Genomic DNA, 13280 nt, shown 5'->3' on the forward strand with positions numbered 1-13280 from the left:
TTACCCCCAAATTCGTTTGATTTCGTCCTTAAAGGCACGTGCTGCGCCTGCTGGATCTGCTGCCTCGGTAATTCCGCGACCTGCGATAAAGGTAAAGACATCCACTCCTTCAAAGAGTTTGAGTGTATCCACATCCAGTCCTCCCGTAACAGACACACGGAAGCCCATATCAATCAATTTTTTGACCTTGTTTAGATCTTTTTCGCCCCAAGTTTCCCCAGCAAGCAGGGCATCACGAGATTGGTGATAGATTGCTTGGGAAATTCCCGCATCAAGCCAGAGTTGAGCCTGTTCAAAAGTCCAGTCTCCATAAAGTTCGATTTGGATTTCACCTCTATCTCCACGTTCAGCTGTGATGGCTTTAAGAGCAGCTTCCATAGTCGGAATGGTTGCACAGCAGATACAAGTCATCCAGTCCGCTCCACGTACAGCATTATTCTTGGCAACCGTTCCACCAGCATCCGCACACTTGGTGTCTGCAACGATGATCTTATCTGGGAAAAGGCTACGCAAGACTTCTACTAATTCGCTCCCTACTTGAAGTAGGCAAACAGTACCAGCTTCGATGATATCCACTTCATGACCAACAGCTACAGCAGCCTTAATGGCGCCTTGCAAATCTGAATGGTCTAGTGCAACTTGTAAATTTGGTATTCTTTTTGTCATCTTCCTACTCCTTTTTAGCTTTCCAAGTCCAAGCCTTCGAGGTATGGACTATTTTTTGATTCTTCAATCATATCCAAAACTTCTTCTTTGCTCTGGCATCCTTGTAAGCGGGCAATGGAATCTTCCAACTCAAACAAGGCAATAATTTGTGGAATCGCTACACTTGTATGAATCTTTGAGCTTGTCGCAGCCAAAGCTAGTAAGACGGATACTTCTTTTCCATCTGAAAAAACAACTGATTTTTGCAAGGTAATCAGTGAAAAAGCATCCCGCTGAACACCTGCCTCTGGCCTAGCATGGGGCATAGCCATCCCTGGCATTAAAATATAGTAGGGACCATATTCTTCTGTTGACTCAATAATCGCATCATAGTACTCTGGTAAAATTGCGCCACTTTCAATCAAGGGTTCCACCGCTAACTTAACTGCTTCTTTCCAATCAGCCGCCTCAAGTCCCAATCGAATTGAATTATTTTCAATCAAAGCCTGTTTTAAATTCATAGTTGCCTCCTTTATGTAAAGAGGGACTAGGACAGAACCCAGTCTTCACAGTTTCTGTCCAGCCCCCTCCAACCTTCTATAGTGCCTGACTGAGTTTTTCAGTGATTTCTTTATCATCCATCAAGTTGTCAAGCCCAATTAACTTCCCATTTGTTCTCCCTTCCAATTCTTGGATCAGGTGAAGAGAGGCGATAACGATATCATAGCCAGCTGCCAAACTTTTAGCTTCGCCGACACTGCATGAGTTTACTGTAAAGTCTGTTTGGTTTAGCTTGCGGAGCGCATTTTCCACCTTCATCTTGATAACCATTGATGAACCCATACCATTTCCACATGCTGCTAATACTTTAACCATTTTATTTCTCCTTTTCTAAATTCTAAGCTTCTTCTTGTACTTCGCCGTTATAGTATTTTTCTTTATCTTTAGCTTTGGCAAATTGAATTTGAGGAATGACAAGCAAGAAGAGGCAAACAAGCACATAACCAATAATACCAAGGTATTTGAAGATGTAGCCAAATCCAAGCCATGGGAATTCAAAGTCGATATTTCCATGGTAACCACCATAAGCCGCCAAGTCGAGAAGGGCTACGCAAAGAGCACCAAGGGCAACTTGAAGTACACCTGAGATAAAGGACAAGATAACTGCCGCTTTCCAACCACCACGTTTATCAGCGTAAACGGCGATAGCTGCATTATCAAAGAATACCGGTACAAATCCTGTGATGATAAGGATAGGATTTTTGAAGACGATGAGTAGAACGATTGTAATCAATTGACCAATCAAACCAAAGGCAAAACCTGACAAAACAGCGTTTGGAGAGCCAAATCCATAAGAAGCTGCAACGTCCACCGCTGGGAATGAACCTGGCAAAAGCTTACTTGAGATACCTTGGAAGGCATTTGTCAACTCAGATACGAACATGCGGACACCTTGCATCAAGATAAACAAGTAAACTGAGAAGGTGAAGGCTGTTTGGATAATATACATGAAGAAGTCTTGCTTAGCAGGATTGAACAAGGTTCCTGAAGTGATTACTTCTTTATTTGACATGATTTCTGGTCCCAAGATCAAGAGAATAGCACCAAAGAAGACCAGCATCAAGGTCGCAGAGGCAACTACTGTATCATGAAAGATAGAGAGGAATTTAGGCAATTTAATATTGTCTAGACTTTCTTCCTTCTTACCAAAACGTCCTGCGATTTTATCTACAAACCAAATAGCAAATTGTTGTTGGTGACCAATCGCAAAGCCACCCCCACCAGTCAAACGTTGAGTTGCTTCAACAGTCATGTTTGAGCTAATTGCCCAGTAAAGTCCACAGATAATTCCGATAGCCGCTGTACCGTAAGCATTGCGCAATTGTGGAACCAAGAAGAGAACCATAAGAGAAACAGTTGCTGCTTGTTGCACCATGATATGCCCTGTGATAAAGAGAGTTCTCACTTTGGTGAGTTTACGGAAAGCCACTAGCAGAATATTGACCCCGAAACCGATCAAAAGGGCTGTTGTTGCAGTTCCGACAAAATCAGGAAACTCAGCTGCAATTTTGTTATTTGCGGCTGCTAGTCCAAAGTAAGGGTCGATAACTGCCGCACCAATTTGAAATTTAAAGTTGAGCGCTGCCAAGATCGGACGGAAAGTGGTAACCAAGCCTCCCGCACCAACGTTCAGCAACATATAACCAACTGTCGCTTTTACAAATCCTGAAAAGACTTCATGAGCTGGCTTTTTCAAAAGCGCATACCCAATTAGTACCAAGAGACCCACGAAAAATGCGGGATTCTGCAAAATATTGCTAGAAAACCAATTTAGAACACTTGAAATGACTTCCATAACTGTTCTCCTTTATTTGAATTGTTTTTGTAACTTTATTATATATTTTGAAAACACAAACAAAAAGACCAAGAATTACACAGCGGACTGTTCACTCTTGGACTGAACGATTTATGATATTTTTGAGAAATTTTACTTCCTCGTCACCTCATAGTAAGGAAGTAGGCGAGTATAAGTTTCTTCTAATTTTTCTAAAATCTCTGCTAATGTTTGATTTTCAATAAAAGAAACATCCGACTTGACCAAAACTTTACGGATTTCCTGATTGCGCACCTTCTCGCGTAAGAGAAGGCGGTTTTCTTCATTAGCTTCTACCTTTTGACTTTGACCATCGGTGTATGCTAGGTAATAAATTCCTTCAATGGTTGAAATTTCTAAAACTTTAGCCTGCTTGCCTAAAGTTTGCTCATCCTTCTTGCGCTCGATGAAGCTGACTTCTAAGGAAATCCCAAAATCTGAGGGTTTCCCATACAAACGCAGCGCCAACATGGGTTCTGTTACCTGCCCCTCTCTCTGTAGATAGGCCCAGAAATGCGGTCGCAAGCGCTGCGCTTGATTCATCCACTGACTAGTCTGTTGAAGTTGCCATTCTGGATGACTTGCTTGGAAGTCCTTGGCCAGATTTGTAAAAGCCTTACGAGCCTCCTGGCCTTTGTGGCGCAATTCCAGCATCTTCTCTCGCTCATCTCCAGACTTATCTGGATTACGATACTGGATCCCCGCGTAAGATAGATAGTTTCTGATGGTTTCCATCATCGGTCTTTTCTCCTTTTTTCTAGCAAAAAATCAGGTCAAGCCTGATTTTGTTTATTCTGTATCTACGACAACATAGCGATTTGGCTCATCACCCTCAGAATAACTGGTCACTCCATCCATGCGTGAAATAATGCGATGGATAATCTTGCGTTCGCTATTCGACATTGGATCTGTTTGCTGGCTACGACCTTCCTCCAAAACGCGATTCGCTAATTTTTGAGCGTAGGTTTGCAAGACTTCTGCACGGTGTTCAACATAATCATTGACGTTAATCGTAATGTAGAAAGTTCTTGAATAGCGATTATAAAGGTAATTTTGCGCCAATAGTTGAAGAGCTTTCAAGACTTTTCCGTGATAGCCGATAATACGGCCTGGTTCATTGGTGTCAATTTGAAGATTGATGGTGCGGCGATTGTAGTCACTTGAAATCGTCCCTTCAACATCCATATCATCTACAATGGTTTGAACGTAGTTAGCTACTTCAGTTGCCACTTGTTCGATGTCATAACTTGGTTCTACTTTCAAGCCTAAATCTTCCAAAGATTGGCTTGTTGCTTCCTGCGTTTCAGTTTCTTTTTCTGGAGCAGATTCCACTTCCTCGGCAGTATCCTCTGGTTCCAAATCATTTAAAATTGAAATATGACCTGTTTCTTCCAAAATCGTGCTGGCATGTTTTTCATTTTTCAGGATTTCAGCCTTGACCTCTTCAGAAACACCTTGACCTTCTTCTTCAATCTTCTTAATCGCTTCAACTACATGCCCCAAATCAACAGTTGCTTCACTTACTGTTTTCACGGGTTCATTTTTTTCATTGACTTCTTTTGGAACCCCTTTAATGGCCTGCTGATTGGCTTTGATCACTGTCGTTTCACTAATCGCTTTGATATCAACTTGAGCCGGCTTCTTACCAAACAAGCCTAAGAACCCTTTTTTCTCTTTCGAAACGACCTTGATGTGGGCCTTCATTCTTGGAATGTCTAATTCTTTCAATCCTTTTTGGATTGCTTCTTCAACCGTTGAACCTGTAAATAATACCATTACCAGATTCCTCCTTATTTTTTCTTTTTCTGTGCTTTTTTCAAAGCTCTTCTCTTCTTGCCTTCTAAATCTTTTTCTGCTTGCGCCACCGCTTCTCTTTCAGCAATAATCTTGAAAGGATTGTTCAAGAAATAGGTTTGCAGAACTTGGTAAGCATTGGATACAGCCCAGTACAAGGCTACACCACTTGGGGCGGAGATGGCAAAAACAAAGATCAATACAGGCATACCATACATCATCCCTGTCGTAGCACCACTTTTTTCAGATAAAGCTTTATTCGATAACCAGCTACTCAAGAAGGTAAAGACTGCCGCCAAAATCGGAAGGACAAAACTTGTATCTACTCCTCCCAAATTAATCCATAAAAAGTGACCTGTTTTCAAAAAGTCTACTCGACTCAAGGCTTGAAAGAGCGCCAAGAGAATCGGCATTTGTATTAAAATCGGCCAGAGAGAGGAGGAATGTTTGATTCCTAACTCTTTATAAACCTTACGCATCTCCTGGTCTAGCTTGGTTCTACTTTCCATATCACGACCCGGGTATTGCTCTCGCAAAGCCTTGATGCGTGGCTGAGCCTCTTGCATTTTTCTAGAGGCAACCATCTGTGTCTGAAAGACTGGTAATAGAATCGTCCGGATCAAGATCGTAAAGAGGATAATCCCCACTCCGATACTAATGTCAAAGGACAAAAAGCGGATAATTTCAGCAAAAAAATAGACGAATTTACTCCAAAAGTCTGTCGAATCTGCTGTTATATCGCTAGCTGTACCATTTGTTGCACAGGCTGTCATGATAAACAAGGACAAGCTCAACAAACTAGTCAACTGTAGTTTCTTTTTCACTCCCATTTCCTTCCTGGTAAATCTTTGATAACTTTAATACGTGGAGTAGATTTTTCTCCATCTCTGCATAATCCAAGGTCTCCACCCCTTTTCGGGCAATCACGACAAAATCGACATGCTCTACTAAACTCCCTTTTACACTTTGTAGAATGTGTCGGATTCGTCTCTTGATTTGATTTCTGGTAACTGCATTCCCCAGCTTTTTGCTGACGGACAGTCCTACTCGAAAATGGTTTTGCTGGTTTTCCAATTGGTAGACAACAAATTTTCGGTTGGCAAAACTTGTTCCGTCCTTGAAAATCGCCTTAAAATCTTTCTCTCTTTTTACACGAAAGTTTTTCTTCAAAACTCAACTCCATCTATTAAATTACTACTATTATACCATATTTTTCCAAAAAGCCAATAACAGCAAGGTTTTAGACAATTTCATCAGAAAAAGAAGCTGGAAAAATCTCTTTCCCAACTCCTTGTACTGAATATTTTTTCTAGTTTTACTTATTTTTCAAGCGCTCAACATCGCGTGCAATCACCAATTCTTCATCTGTTGGAATAACTAAGACACGGATTTTCGCTGCGTCCGTTGAGATGTCTCCCGTTACGCCAAAGACGTTCTTTTCTGGATCCACATCACAACCAAACCAAGAGATCCCTGAAATCACATCCTCACGGAAATTTGCTGCATTTTCACCGATACCTGCTGTGAAGATGATTGCATCTGCTCCGTTCAAGACAGCAAGGTATTGACCGATGTGTTTTTGGATACGATCAACATACATTTCATAAGCTAAAGTCGCATCATGATCTCCTGCTTCCATAGCAGCAATCACATCACGCATATCGCTTGACTGACCAGAAACTCCCATGAGCCCTGATTCACGATTGAGAATGCGGCTAATATCTTCTGGGGTATTGAAATCCTCTGTATATTGCATGAGATAAGGGATGATAGCAGGGTCAATATCTCCTGTACGAGTTCCCATCATCACACCTCCAAGTGGTGTGAATCCCATAGAAGTATCCACAGACTTCCCACCCTTAACAGCTGTGATAGAAGCCCCATTACCAATATGGCAGGTAATCAATTTCAAATCTTCTAGAGGACGGCCCAAAAGTTTCGCTGCTTCTCCTGCGACAAACTGGTGGCTTGTACCATGAGCACCGTATTTACGAACCTTGTTGTCTGTGTAGTATTTAGTTGGTAGAGGATAGCGATAAGCCTTCTCTGGCATGGTTGTGTGGAATGAAGTATCAAATACAACAACACTGGTAATATCTGGAAGTAATTCCTTAAATGCACGAATTCCAGCTGCGTTGGCTGGATTGTGAAGAGGAGCCAAGAGTCCCAACTCCTCAACTTTTTCTATCACATCTCCCTCAACAACTGTTGATTCCTTGAAATATTCACCACCTGCAACGACGCGGTGTCCGACACCTGTAATCTCGTCGTACCCTTTGATGATGTCAAAACGAATCAAGTCATCCAATAAAATTTTAACGGCTTGTGTATGGTCTTCAATATCAAGAATTTGTTGCTCCGAACGACCGTCAAATTTTACTGTTGAAATTGAATCTTTCAATCCAATACGTTCAATCAAGCCTTTAGCCAAAACTTTCTCTTCAGGCATTTGATAAAGTTGCCATTTCAAGCTTGAGCTTCCTGCATTGATTGCAATTGTTTTTGTCATAAGATGATACCTCTTTTTAAGCGTTTTCATCTATTATAACAAAATCTCTTTTATATTTCAGTACCTTTGCTCCAATTTTGAAAATTTTCTTTAAAGGGCAACAAAACTGACGGATCTTGCAAGCTAGTAAGAGGGTAAACAAGGGGTTCTATTTCCTTGTCTCTTTTCTTCTGTAAGACAAAAATACTTTTAGCTTGGCTTGCAGTTGAGAAAATATCTTCTGGCAGAGCAATAATAGCAGTCAAACTCACTTCATCTTTGAGCCACCCTTTTAATAAGTCACTTTGAGGACTGGTCAATAAATCACTCGGAGCTAAAAAAATAGCATAGCCATCTGACTTAAGGTACTTAAGGCCTTGTTCCATCAGCAAATGATGGGCATAGGTATGTTCTTGGCTAGAAGCCACATGATACCGTGAAGCGATAGTGTCGTCTGAGTAATAGCCGACAGGTAAATCGCTGATGACCACGTCGCTTTCTTTAAGCATTTGTGGACGAACGGCATCTCCTTGGACAAAACCAGCCTGTAAACCAATCACATCTGCCATACTAGCTGCCAAATCAATCAGCAAGTCATCCACTTCGATTCCCAAGTAATCTACTTTTTTAGAGAGAGAAGTCAAGAAAGTGGCCCCCAAAATCCCCATACCAGAACCTATTTCGAGGATGCTAATTTCCTCTTGTTCAAACAACTCTTCCACAACAAGTACCAAGAGGAGGGCAATGGCATCCGGTGTAAACTGGTGATTGGCCTGTAAAGGCTCCGTTTGTCCTGCCTTCATCAAGAGAAACTGGTAGGTCTTGAGCCACTCTTCCTTGCGAAGTGCTAGGCGTTTAAGGGCTTGATTATTCTCCTTGACCTGCTCTAGCTCGGTCTCGCCATCCAGATAAATGCTGTTTTGCTCTACCAAGGCGTCATAAAAGTTGGTCGCCAAATCACTTTGGATGATTTGGACATTCTCTAGTAAATACGTATAAGCTTGTTCTATTTTTTCAAAATCCATATTCCTATCTTATCAAAATTCCCCTATTTTTTCCATCTGAAGAGAAAAAATCACTGCTTTAGTGAGCGAGTGATTTTTGGGCTACAGTTAAAAAGAGCTCTGCGTAATTTCCTAGGAAAAGACCTTCAGCACCATAAAGAATCTGACTGTCAATGCTCGAAAAACAAAACTGGGCGAGCTTATTTTCCAGTTCTGCCAATTCAAAGCCGTGGTAGTTGGTATCTGTCTTGACAAAATCAGCGATGAGGACTTGTCCCTTCTCCCTAAGGTGATGGTGAAACATGGCAAGAGTTGCATCTAGATCAGGCATATGATGAAGAACTCGACTGACAACAATCAGGTCAAATTGTTGCTCCAAAGGATTCACCAGTAAATCCTGCTCCAAAAACTGGATATTCTTGATGTCTTGTTGCTCAGCTTTCAAACGGGATTGCTCCAGCATTTTCTCAGAGATGTCTACAAGGGTAACAGACTTGGCCTGCTTAGCTAGAGGCAAGGCTAACAGACCCGTCCCACCACCAAAGTCCAGTATTTCCTTGTCTGATAGAAGAGCAATCTGTTTTTCAATTGCTTGACAAACCAAGTTTGCAAGAAAAATATTTTTGGGCGAATCAAAGGTTTCTGCTTTGTGATTAAAATCGTGTTTCATGCTTTTAGTGTAACACAAAGAAGTTGAATTGCCTAGGAATTGCCTTTCTTATCTTCTGTTTTTTATTGATTAGATTCTGGGCTTGAATCAGTCGCTACCTGTTCCTTTTTATCCATTTTCTTTTCCTTGGGTTTCATTAAAGGAAAGAGAAATTCATAGTTGCTCTTATTCATACGAACACTTGTTGCAAAACCTGTTTTCGTATTTTGATAAGTAACTTTTCCTAGGTTAAAGACACGTTCTCCACTTTCCTGCTCAGCCTTATCTTTGCTTCGTTTGGCCATGGCAAAAGCGACCAACTTTTCTTTGTTTAGGGTAAAGTCTTTGTGGTGGGCGACTTGCCGATTCAAATAAAACTGCAGCAAAAGGCTAAAAATGGCTGCCATAGTAACTGCATATAAAAGAACACCTGCCTTAACTTTTTGCTTTTTCCACACGATAGATGAATTCCCTTTCTAAGCCTTTTTGAAATTGGAAGCGAAAGCGAACCAGTTGATTTTCCTCTGTGATTTGTGCTGATTTGAGTCCATAAACCATAGGTTGATAACCTCGGCCACTGGCATCAGTTTTCCGAAAATCATCTGATTTGGACTTCCCCATAGCAATGTCCTTCCCATCTTGCTTCACATAGAGGCGATTGCCTTCCACTTTTTCAAACTGCGAACGCTCTAGCTCTGTCTCCAGTTGATCCACAAACAAGAGCCACTCCTTTTGCTCGCTTTGCTTCTGGTGACGAACTTCTGAAATGAGGAGCTGACTCATAGCCTGAAAGAGGAGCAAGCCCCCGCTGATGGCAATAAGGGCAATCAGGGATTCTAAAAGAGTGAACGCTCTTACCTTACTGCTCTTTAAGGTCGAGTAACTTCTCTGAACCATGATAGACCTCCACTCCTTTTTCACTAGAAAACACCTGAATCTCCACTCCGTTTATGTTTACCTGATTTTGACCTGTCTGCAGAGCCATCTTAGCTACCCTCAAGACTTCTTCCTTTTGCAAGATTCTTGCTTCTTCTTGCCTATTTTTCTGGATTTGTCCCAAAAGAAGGGTCGCAATGCTGGCAAAAACGGCTAGAGCAACTACTGCTTCTAGTAAGATCACTGCCTTAATTTTTAGTTTCCTTAATGCGTTTAATTTTTCCATTTCCTAGATATAATTGATAGCGAATCGCTCCTTTGCTAGTCTGAAATTCCACCTTAGCCAGGGACGAATTGCCCCCAACTCGGTCAAAGTGAATCGTCTGTCCTGATGGCGCCTGAATTCCTTTAGGAACGGTCAAGTTTTGACTGCCATTGCTGATCGTCTGTCCATCTAAGTTCAGACTGGTTTTTTGCTGACTAGCAACACTGCGTTTTTGCGTTTCCCGATAGAGTTCTTCAAACTCCATAAAGAAAATCTGCTCTTCCACTGCTGCAAAACTGGACTGAACAGAACCGGACAAGCCCAAGGCAAGGATACTCACAAGTCCCAAAACAAGGAGACTTTCCAGCATAGTAAAGGCCTTAATCTGCAACAGTTTGATTTGTTTTTTGTTTTGCATGGTAGTCTTTATAAGCCTTGGCTTGCTCAGCTGTGATACGACCGTCCGCTTGTAATTTGCTGAGGCTGGCATCATCATTTTTATCCAAACGATAAAGTTCTGCCTGACTTTCCACAACCTTGACAACAGCAGCTTTTCCTTTATCATCTACGGCATCCTTTTGCTTGGTCAAATTGGGCACAAAGAGCAAGAGAAGAACGCTGATGATGAGCAAGACGACTAACATTTCTACCAAAGTGAAAGCTTTAACCTTGGCTTTTTTTAAATTTGTCATAAGTTTTTTCATTTTAAAAATTTACCTCCATATTTTGATACATGGGCATGAGCATTGCCGCATAAAGTAAAACGATAATCAGGGCCACAAAGATAAAAACCAGTGGCTGTACTAAGTTCATGGTGCGGTTGACTCGGGTAAAAAAGGCTTCCCAAGTTTTTTCAGCATAGATTTCCAACTCACTCCCCAGCTTGGACTTGACTTCTCCATACTCTATGATGAGACTCAACTCCTTTTTAAAGAAAGGATAGGTCGCTATGGTTGGAGAAAATTCGCGGCCATTTTGCAGAGCTTGAGCCAGATCTTGACCGATTTCTTTAAAGAGCTGGGAACCTTGTTCCCGCATAATCTGAAAAATCTGCGTCAGATCCATTCCCTGCGAAATCATATTGCCCCATTCACGCGCGTAATAGGCTGTCAGATAAGTCTGGACAAAGATTCCCAGAAAGGGAATCCGCGCTAACATCGAAAAGACCCGCATCTTGGAACTTCTTTTGTAAAAAGTGAGGGCTAAAAGTAAAGATAGAGAGCAAACCAACACTAGTCCCAGAAAAATTTGTGGCAGATTGCCAATGATTTGAGTAGCGATATTGCTACTGTCCAGTTGGGGGAGCAAATAGTTTCTTAATCCCAGCATGATTAGCAGGAGAAATCCCAGCAAAATCAAGGGATAGGTCGCCACTTCAATTAACTTTTTCTTGACCTTGGCCAGATTGTCCAGATATTCTTCTATCTTTCCCAGACTCAGGTGGAGATTTCCATGAACTTCAGCTAGGGATAACTGAGTGACAATGGCACTTGAAAACCCCAAACTTTCCATCATTTCTGAGAAGGATTTCCCCTGAGACAAGCCTTGGTGCATCTGGGCCACATAGTCCTTTTCCAGCAGGGCACTTCTGCCCAAAAAAGAAATAATTTCCACCAAATGAAAGCCACTGGAGAAGAGGTTGTTAAACAAGGTGATGATTTTCTTCTGCTTAGCTGTAGCTAATTTTTTCCGTTTCAGCCTGAAGACTTGTGATATGTCCATCTTTAAGAAGCTGGTCAATCTGCTCATTCCAGTTAGTTGGCTGGTGTTCCTGATAGTCTTTGTTTGCAAAGTCAACGATTCCTCCTCCCCCGATTAATCTCTGGTAGCAGACGCCTTGCAGGACAACTGATAGTTCCTCCTCCGTCACACCCAACTCCAGAAGGCGTTCATAAACTCCTCGGATACTCTTGGCATGAATGGTTGAAAAGACTGTCGCCCCTGTCAAACTGGCTCTGACCACTGCACGCGCCGTCTCGCTATCCCGAATTTCACCGATAATCAGGAGATCCGGACGATGCCGGAGAGACAGTTTGATCAGATTTTCATAGGTCAGCCCAATCGTTTCATTCAACTGTAACTGGAGCATCTCTTCTTGCTTGATTTCGACAGGATCTTCGATGGACATGACCTGTTGCCCCATAAACAGAGACTTGGCTAATTCGTGCATCAGAGTCGTCTTGCCACTTCCGACTGGACCAGCAAAGAGATAGAGTCCCCGTTGCCGGTACTGCTCACCCAGTTCGTTCATATCCTGAAACCAGAAATGCAGGTCCTGCTCCTCATCGTGCAACAAACGAATGACCAAACTCTCATGTCCCCGATAATCTCCTACGGTAGACAAACGCAGAGAAGACTTCTTCTCCCCATGCTGATAGTCACAAGACCCCAGCTGACTACGCCTCTTCTCTCCTACGTTCATACCCGCCACAAACTTAAAATGACTAATCACCGCAGCTAAAACATCAAACTCATAGGAGTCAACTAGACAGCGTTCGTCTCCAACCCGCATGTGAAGCTCGTAGGACTTTTCCTTGGGGATAAAATAGATATCCTGAGCCTTCTTTTCTTTCGCAGTAGCAATAATTTTCTGTGCAATTTCTTGTACCATACCGCCCTCCTTATCTAACTATTCGCAAAAAAATAAAAAAAAAGCAACTTAAAAAGTTACTTTTTTATCTCCATTTCATGCGGCAAGAACGATGCTTTTCTTGACCTGTTTGTTTTTCGTAGCCTGGACGTAGCTTTTCATCAGGGATGACTTGCTCATCCTGTAAAAGTGCCAAAGAATGGTACTGCTGCAAATACTCATCACACTCATCACACCAGCGTTTATCAGCAGGATCCCAAAAAATAGTCATCAAATCACTCCGACTCTTATAAAGAGGATTCTTCTTTTCCAGCTCAAACCAGCATGATTTATAATATTTTAGAGCATCATAATACTTGTCAAAAGATTGACTCATAATGACATCTTCTTCCCAGCCTTCTATGAACCACCACGGTTCAAAGTCCCCATACATTTCTATAACACGATACATTATTACTACTTCCTTTGTATCGTATATTATATCTAATTTTTTATTACAAGAAAAGGATTTTGCTTGCCTTTCCCTTTAGGAAGACTTCTTTAAATACCTTTTCAGCCTATCATAAAAATAGGAGTCCTTTATTGACCCCTATTT

19 protein-coding genes are annotated in these 13280 nt (G+C 41.8%); all 19 read right to left on the reverse strand.

What is annotated here, in order from left to right; translation table 11 throughout:
• Nucleotides 1-666 carry a 3-keto-L-gulonate-6-phosphate decarboxylase UlaD gene (locus KIH88_RS08555; protein ID WP_000166723.1) on the reverse strand — a complete coding sequence of 222 codons (666 nt, stop codon included), beginning with the start codon at nucleotides 664-666 and terminating at the stop codon, nucleotides 1-3.
• Between the two features lie 14 nt (nucleotides 667-680).
• Nucleotides 681-1166 carry a PTS sugar transporter subunit IIA gene (locus tag KIH88_RS08560; RefSeq protein ID WP_001049934.1) on the reverse strand — a complete coding sequence of 162 codons (486 nt, stop codon included), beginning with the start codon at nucleotides 1164-1166 and terminating at the stop codon, nucleotides 681-683.
• Between the two features lie 76 nt (nucleotides 1167-1242).
• Nucleotides 1243-1521, reverse strand: a complete 279-nt coding sequence (locus KIH88_RS08565) for a PTS sugar transporter subunit IIB (RefSeq protein WP_000241470.1) — start codon at nucleotides 1519-1521, stop codon at nucleotides 1243-1245.
• A gap of 22 nt (nucleotides 1522-1543) precedes the next feature.
• Nucleotides 1544-3001, reverse strand: a complete 1458-nt coding sequence (locus KIH88_RS08570; RefSeq protein WP_000452078.1) for a PTS ascorbate transporter subunit IIC — start codon at nucleotides 2999-3001, stop codon at nucleotides 1544-1546.
• A gap of 132 nt (nucleotides 3002-3133) precedes the next feature.
• On the reverse strand, nucleotides 3134-3757 hold the full coding sequence (locus KIH88_RS08575; protein ID WP_084938490.1) for a ribonuclease P: 624 nt from the start codon (nucleotides 3755-3757) through the stop codon (nucleotides 3134-3136).
• Nucleotides 3758-3808: 51 nt separating this feature from the next.
• Complete coding sequence (jag, locus tag KIH88_RS08580) at nucleotides 3809-4795, reverse strand: RNA-binding cell elongation regulator Jag/EloR (RefSeq protein WP_084938491.1); 987 nt, start codon at nucleotides 4793-4795, stop codon at nucleotides 3809-3811.
• A gap of 14 nt (nucleotides 4796-4809) precedes the next feature.
• Nucleotides 4810-5637 carry a membrane protein insertase YidC gene (locus tag KIH88_RS08585; RefSeq protein WP_193431979.1) on the reverse strand — a complete coding sequence of 276 codons (828 nt, stop codon included), beginning with the start codon at nucleotides 5635-5637 and terminating at the stop codon, nucleotides 4810-4812.
• Nucleotides 5612-5983: a ribonuclease P protein component gene (gene rnpA, locus KIH88_RS08590; protein ID WP_084938493.1), complete on the reverse strand. Its 372-nt coding sequence runs from the start codon at nucleotides 5981-5983 to the stop codon at nucleotides 5612-5614. The genes KIH88_RS08585 and rnpA overlap by 26 nt, the downstream gene beginning before the upstream one ends.
• A gap of 145 nt (nucleotides 5984-6128) precedes the next feature.
• Nucleotides 6129-7322, reverse strand: coding sequence for an acetate kinase (locus tag KIH88_RS08595; protein ID WP_213988909.1), 1194 nt, complete (start codon nucleotides 7320-7322; stop codon nucleotides 6129-6131).
• Nucleotides 7323-7372: 50 nt separating this feature from the next.
• Complete coding sequence (locus KIH88_RS08600; RefSeq protein WP_213988908.1) at nucleotides 7373-8326, reverse strand: class I SAM-dependent methyltransferase; 954 nt, start codon at nucleotides 8324-8326, stop codon at nucleotides 7373-7375.
• Between the two features lie 58 nt (nucleotides 8327-8384).
• A complete protein-coding gene (locus KIH88_RS08605; RefSeq protein ID WP_213988907.1) occupies nucleotides 8385-8975 on the reverse strand; it encodes a class I SAM-dependent methyltransferase in 591 nt (196 codons plus the stop codon).
• A gap of 62 nt (nucleotides 8976-9037) precedes the next feature.
• The gene (comGG, locus tag KIH88_RS08610; protein WP_213988906.1) at nucleotides 9038-9412 is read right to left on the reverse strand and encodes a competence type IV pilus minor pilin ComGG; all 375 of its coding nucleotides are present in this window, start codon (nucleotides 9410-9412) and stop codon (nucleotides 9038-9040) included.
• Nucleotides 9390-9851, reverse strand: a complete 462-nt coding sequence (gene comGF / locus KIH88_RS08615; protein ID WP_213988905.1) for a competence type IV pilus minor pilin ComGF — start codon at nucleotides 9849-9851, stop codon at nucleotides 9390-9392. Before comGF ends, comGG begins: the two co-directional genes overlap by 23 nt.
• A complete protein-coding gene (gene comGE / locus KIH88_RS08620) occupies nucleotides 9814-10116 on the reverse strand; it encodes a competence type IV pilus minor pilin ComGE (protein WP_213988904.1) in 303 nt (100 codons plus the stop codon). Before comGE ends, comGF begins: the two co-directional genes overlap by 38 nt.
• Nucleotides 10079-10513: a competence type IV pilus minor pilin ComGD gene (gene comGD / locus KIH88_RS08625; RefSeq protein ID WP_213988903.1), complete on the reverse strand. Its 435-nt coding sequence runs from the start codon at nucleotides 10511-10513 to the stop codon at nucleotides 10079-10081. Before comGD ends, comGE begins: the two co-directional genes overlap by 38 nt.
• Nucleotides 10476-10799, reverse strand: coding sequence for a competence type IV pilus major pilin ComGC (comGC, locus tag KIH88_RS08630; RefSeq protein ID WP_213988902.1), 324 nt, complete (start codon nucleotides 10797-10799; stop codon nucleotides 10476-10478). The genes comGD and comGC overlap by 38 nt, the downstream gene beginning before the upstream one ends.
• A 1-nt stretch (nucleotide 10800) precedes the next feature.
• The gene (gene comGB, locus KIH88_RS08635; protein WP_213988901.1) at nucleotides 10801-11817 is read right to left on the reverse strand and encodes a competence type IV pilus assembly protein ComGB; all 1017 of its coding nucleotides are present in this window, start codon (nucleotides 11815-11817) and stop codon (nucleotides 10801-10803) included.
• Nucleotides 11765-12706, reverse strand: a complete 942-nt coding sequence (gene comGA / locus KIH88_RS08640) for a competence type IV pilus ATPase ComGA (protein ID WP_213988900.1) — start codon at nucleotides 12704-12706, stop codon at nucleotides 11765-11767. Before comGA ends, comGB begins: the two co-directional genes overlap by 53 nt.
• Before the next feature lie 64 nt (nucleotides 12707-12770).
• On the reverse strand, nucleotides 12771-13136 hold the full coding sequence (locus tag KIH88_RS08645; RefSeq protein WP_000286396.1) for a DUF1033 family protein: 366 nt from the start codon (nucleotides 13134-13136) through the stop codon (nucleotides 12771-12773).
• Nucleotides 13137-13280: the final 144 nt, after the last annotated feature.

Source organism: Streptococcus oralis (genome assembly GCF_018448765.2).
In the GTDB taxonomy this organism is placed as follows: Bacteria; Bacillota; Bacilli; order Lactobacillales; family Streptococcaceae; genus Streptococcus; species Streptococcus oralis_BM.

Bases quoted from the DNA above. Each gene is read 5' to 3' on its own strand.
- KIH88_RS08555 (WP_000166723.1), bottom strand. From the start codon at position 666: ATGACAAAAAGAATACCAAATTTACAAGTTGCACTAGACCATTCAGAT.
- KIH88_RS08560 (WP_001049934.1), bottom strand. From the start codon at position 1,166: ATGAATTTAAAACAGGCTTTGATTGAAAATAATTCAATTCGATTGGGA.
- KIH88_RS08565 (WP_000241470.1), bottom strand. From the start codon at position 1,521: ATGGTTAAAGTATTAGCAGCATGTGGAAATGGTATGGGTTCATCAATG.
- KIH88_RS08570 (WP_000452078.1), bottom strand. From the start codon at position 3,001: ATGGAAGTCATTTCAAGTGTTCTAAATTGGTTTTCTAGCAATATTTTG.
- KIH88_RS08575 (WP_084938490.1), bottom strand. From the start codon at position 3,757: ATGATGGAAACCATCAGAAACTATCTATCTTACGCGGGGATCCAGTAT.
- jag (WP_084938491.1), bottom strand. From the start codon at position 4,795: ATGGTATTATTTACAGGTTCAACGGTTGAAGAAGCAATCCAAAAAGGA.
- KIH88_RS08595 (WP_213988909.1), bottom strand. From the start codon at position 7,322: ATGACAAAAACAATTGCAATCAATGCAGGAAGCTCAAGCTTGAAATGG.
- KIH88_RS08600 (WP_213988908.1), bottom strand. From the start codon at position 8,326: ATGGATTTTGAAAAAATAGAACAAGCTTATACGTATTTACTAGAGAAT.
- KIH88_RS08605 (WP_213988907.1), bottom strand. From the start codon at position 8,975: ATGAAACACGATTTTAATCACAAAGCAGAAACCTTTGATTCGCCCAAA.
- comGF (WP_213988905.1), bottom strand. From the start codon at position 9,851: ATGGTTCAGAGAAGTTACTCGACCTTAAAGAGCAGTAAGGTAAGAGCG.
- comGE (WP_213988904.1), bottom strand. From the start codon at position 10,116: ATGGAAAAATTAAACGCATTAAGGAAACTAAAAATTAAGGCAGTGATC.
- comGD (WP_213988903.1), bottom strand. From the start codon at position 10,513: ATGCAAAACAAAAAACAAATCAAACTGTTGCAGATTAAGGCCTTTACT.
- comGC (WP_213988902.1), bottom strand. From the start codon at position 10,799: ATGAAAAAACTTATGACAAATTTAAAAAAAGCCAAGGTTAAAGCTTTC.
- comGB (WP_213988901.1), bottom strand. From the start codon at position 11,817: ATGGACATATCACAAGTCTTCAGGCTGAAACGGAAAAAATTAGCTACA.
- comGA (WP_213988900.1), bottom strand. From the start codon at position 12,706: ATGGTACAAGAAATTGCACAGAAAATTATTGCTACTGCGAAAGAAAAG.
- KIH88_RS08645 (WP_000286396.1), bottom strand. From the start codon at position 13,136: ATGTATCGTGTTATAGAAATGTATGGGGACTTTGAACCGTGGTGGTTC.